The organism is Achromobacter maghribensis, from assembly GCF_057334215.1.
Genome location: NZ_JBHFII010000061.1, coordinates 621042 through 624364 on the forward strand (window position 1 = coordinate 621042; position 3323 = coordinate 624364).

4 protein-coding genes are annotated in these 3323 nt (G+C 64.8%); 1 reads left to right on the plus strand and 3 read right to left on the minus strand.

Annotation, left to right across the window (positions count from 1 at the left end):
- Together ACE039_RS28835 and ACE039_RS28840 are read right to left on the minus strand one after the other, a co-directional pair.
- On the minus strand, positions 1-490 hold a 490-nt coding region (locus tag ACE039_RS28835), incomplete at its 3' end, for an Ldh family oxidoreductase (RefSeq protein ID WP_485824030.1).
- Positions 491-627: 137 nt separating this feature from the next.
- On the minus strand, positions 628-954 hold the full coding sequence (locus tag ACE039_RS28840; RefSeq protein WP_448711629.1) for an Hpt domain-containing protein: 327 nt from the start codon (positions 952-954) through the stop codon (positions 628-630).
- Positions 955-1157: 203 nt separating this feature from the next.
- Between ACE039_RS28840 and ACE039_RS28845 the strand changes: the two genes are divergently transcribed.
- Entirely contained in the window at positions 1158-1859 is a 702-nt protein-coding gene (locus ACE039_RS28845; protein WP_448711627.1) for a response regulator, read from the plus strand.
- A 13-nt stretch (positions 1860-1872) separates the two neighbouring features.
- Here ACE039_RS28845 and ACE039_RS28850 read toward each other — a convergent pair.
- A partial coding sequence (locus tag ACE039_RS28850) for a gamma-glutamyltransferase family protein (protein WP_485824031.1) occupies positions 1873-3323 on the minus strand: 1451 nt, incomplete at its 5' end.

Sequence of the window (3323 nt, forward strand, 5' to 3'; positions counted from 1 at the left end):
GGGTGCCGCGGGGGGGCGCCACCCAGCTGTGGCTGGGCGTCATGGCGATGCCCGCCAGGCCGTGTTCGGCGACGGCCTCGACTTCAGGCCACAGCGCCGAGAAATGGAAGCAGTTGTTGATTGCCAACACGGCCACGCCATTGCGCTTTGCCTTGTCCGCCAGATGCGGCAGGCCTTCCTGGAATGCCAGCAACGAGTAGGCGCGTTGCGCGTCCACTTGCACGACGGCTGGCGCGGGATGCGTGATCAGCGGCAACGCGTCCGGGTCCACCAGCCCTGATTGCAGCGTTCGCACGCAGATGATCAGGCGATACAGGCCGTGCGATTGGCAATCGTCGCGTTGCCCGGCGGTGATCGTCTGGGCGATGGCCGCCGTATGGGGCGCCGAAAAACCGTTGCGGCTAAGCACATCAACCGATAAATCGTAGACCTGGTCTATCGAGAGATTGATCATGTCCGTGTTCACGTTGCCTCCGGTACTGCGTTGCATGGCCGGCTCCAGCACAGGATGCCGGTCGAAAGAAATGCGGGGCGCGGGATAGGCTGCGCACATCCAGTGTAGCGGCGGTGCAAGGGGGCGCCACGACAAGTAGGACGTTTACGGCACGCTCGGCCGCGCTGCGCGAGCTAGGCGCCGTGGGCGATTTGGCGGAAGGAATCGCCAAATTCCTCCAAGGCACTTTCCAGGCGCCAGACACAGGCGTCAAGCGCATGCGCATCTTGCGTGGGGTCTGAGCAGATACGCCCCAGCTCGGCGCAGAGCGTGCCCAGCTGCGCGTCGCCCGTCATCTGTGCCGCGCCCTTGATGCGGTGGGCAAGCAGGCTCAATCCCGTCCGCTGTTGGTCTGCGTGGAGCGTGCGCAGTTGCAGCAAGTCCTGGTCGTTGGCGTGGGTGAAGGCGTTGGCCAGCGTGCGGATGCGGCAGGGGTCGGCAGACGTCAAATCGGTCAGCATGCGCAGCCGTTGTTCGTGGCGCGCTGATCGTGTCGGGAGAGGCTCGTCGCCAGGGAGAGAGGTCTGACTCATGCTCAACCATTGTGCCGCAGACTGACTTTCGTATTCTTCCTATTTTTTAATTCGGAAGACCGCAGCAATATGTCCCATACGCCGAAATGGGTCTTGGGCCCGGCGAACCGCCTATGCGAGTCATCTGTCCTATGCCATCACGATACATTCGCGTCATTGTCGCCGACGATCATCCCGCAGTGGCCTTGGGCGTCAGCTATGAACTCGGCCTGGATCCGGCCATTGACGTCATCGGATGCGTCGAAAGCTCCACCGACCTGATCGCCCGGCTTGACGGGCAGCCGTGCGACGTCGTCGTATCCGACTACACCATGCCTGGCGGCCGATATGGGGATGGTCTGGGATTGATCGCGTTGCTGCGGCGGCGGTACCCGGACCTGCGCATCGCGGTGTTGACCATGGTCGAAAGCCCGACATTGATCCGCGCCCTGTTGGGACACGACGATCTTTGTGTCCTGAGCAAGTCCGACTCCACCAGCCACATCGTCAGCGCGGTGCATGCGACCTACCAGGGCAAGACCTACTATTCGCCCACCATCAAGGAAATGATCATGAACCAGGCGTTCGGGGTGGCGGATGTGCGCCTGACCAAGCGCGAAGCCGAGATCGTCAGACTGTTCTGCGCAGGGGCGACCGTCACCGAAATATCACTGTTGTCGCACCGCAGCGTGCAGACGGTCAGCTCGCAAAAAAGAAGCGCCATGAGAAAGCTGGGCATCGAGCGCGACGCCGACCTGATCCGGTATGGCGCCGATGCCACAAAAAGCCATCTGGGTGAAGAGGGATTCCAGGCGCTGTCCCGGCCAGATACCGCCGCCTGGACCGGCGCCTGAAATCCTGCCGGGCTTAGAAGCCCACGGCCTGTCCGTCGCGGCGCGAGTCGGACGCCGCCACATAGCCCCCTTGCGGCAGGCGGCAGATCAACTGGGCAGAGCCAAACTCCAGGCTGTCCGCCGGCGCCACTGCCACGTTATGGCCGCGTGCGCGCAACGTCTCCACCACATCCGCCGGCAGGTGCGCTTCCACATTCACGACGGGGCCTTTTTCCACGCGGAAGCGCGGCGCGTCGCTCATGGCCTGCGGGTTCTGGCCGAACGCGGCCAGGCGCGTGACCATCTGCAGGTGACCCTGCGCCTGCATCGATCCGCCCATCACGCCGAACGACATCAACGGTTGGCCGCCACGCGTGACGAACGCAGGAATGATCGTGTGCATCGGCTTCTTGCGCGGCGCGACCTGATTGGCGTGGCCGGGCGTCAGCACGAAATTCAGCCCACGGTTGTGCAGGCTGATGCCGGTGCCAGGCACGACCACGCCCGAACCGAAGCCGTGATAGTTGGACTGGATGAACGACACCATCGTGCCGTCCGCGTCCGCCGTGGTCAGGTAGACCGTGCCGCCGGTGGCAGGCGTGCCTGCGGTGGGCACGCTGGCGCGGTCCATCGAGATCAGGCGCGCGCGTTCGGCCAGGTAGGCGCGATCGAGCAGGGCGGTGGCGTCGGTGCGCATGTGGCGCGGATCGGCGACATGGTGGTGCAGGTCGGCGAACGCCAGCTTCATCGCTTCGATGCTGACATGGTAGTAATCGGCGCTGTCGCGGCCCATGCCTTCCAGGTCGAATTGTTCAAGCATGCCCAGCGCCATCAGCGCCGAGATGCCTTGGCCGTTTGGCGGGATTTCGTGCAGTTCCACATCGCGGAACGACTGCGAAATGGGGGCGACCCATTCGGGGCGGTGTTCCGCCAGGTCGGTGGCGCATAGCGCTCCGCCGGTCTGGCTGGCGAAGTCCGTGATCTTGCGGGCGAGTTCGCCGCGGTAGAAGCTATCGCCGCCGGTTTCGGCGATGTCGCGCAGCGTCTTGGCCTGGGCAGGGAAGCGCCACCATTCGCCGGCTTGCGGAGCACGCCCTTGCGGCAGGAAGGCCTCGGCGAAGCCCGGCTCGTGGGCGAGCTTGGGCGCTTGGGTAGCCCATTGGCGCGCGATGGTGGGCGAGACGGGGAAACCCTCTTCGGCGTAGGCGATCGCGGGTTCGAACAGTTTGGCGAACGGCAGTTTGCCGAAACGCTCGGAAAGCGCCTTCCAGCCAGCGACCTGGCCGGGCACGGTAACCGTGCCCCAACCCGTGCCGGGCATGGCGTCGCGGCCATTGAAGTATTCAGGCGTCCATGCGGCCGGTGCGCAGCCGCTGGAGTTCAAGCCATGCAGGCGGCCGTCGTGCCAGACCAGCGCGAACATGTCGCCGCCGATCCCGTTCATGACGGGCTCGACGACGGTCAGGGCGATCGCGGTGGCAATGG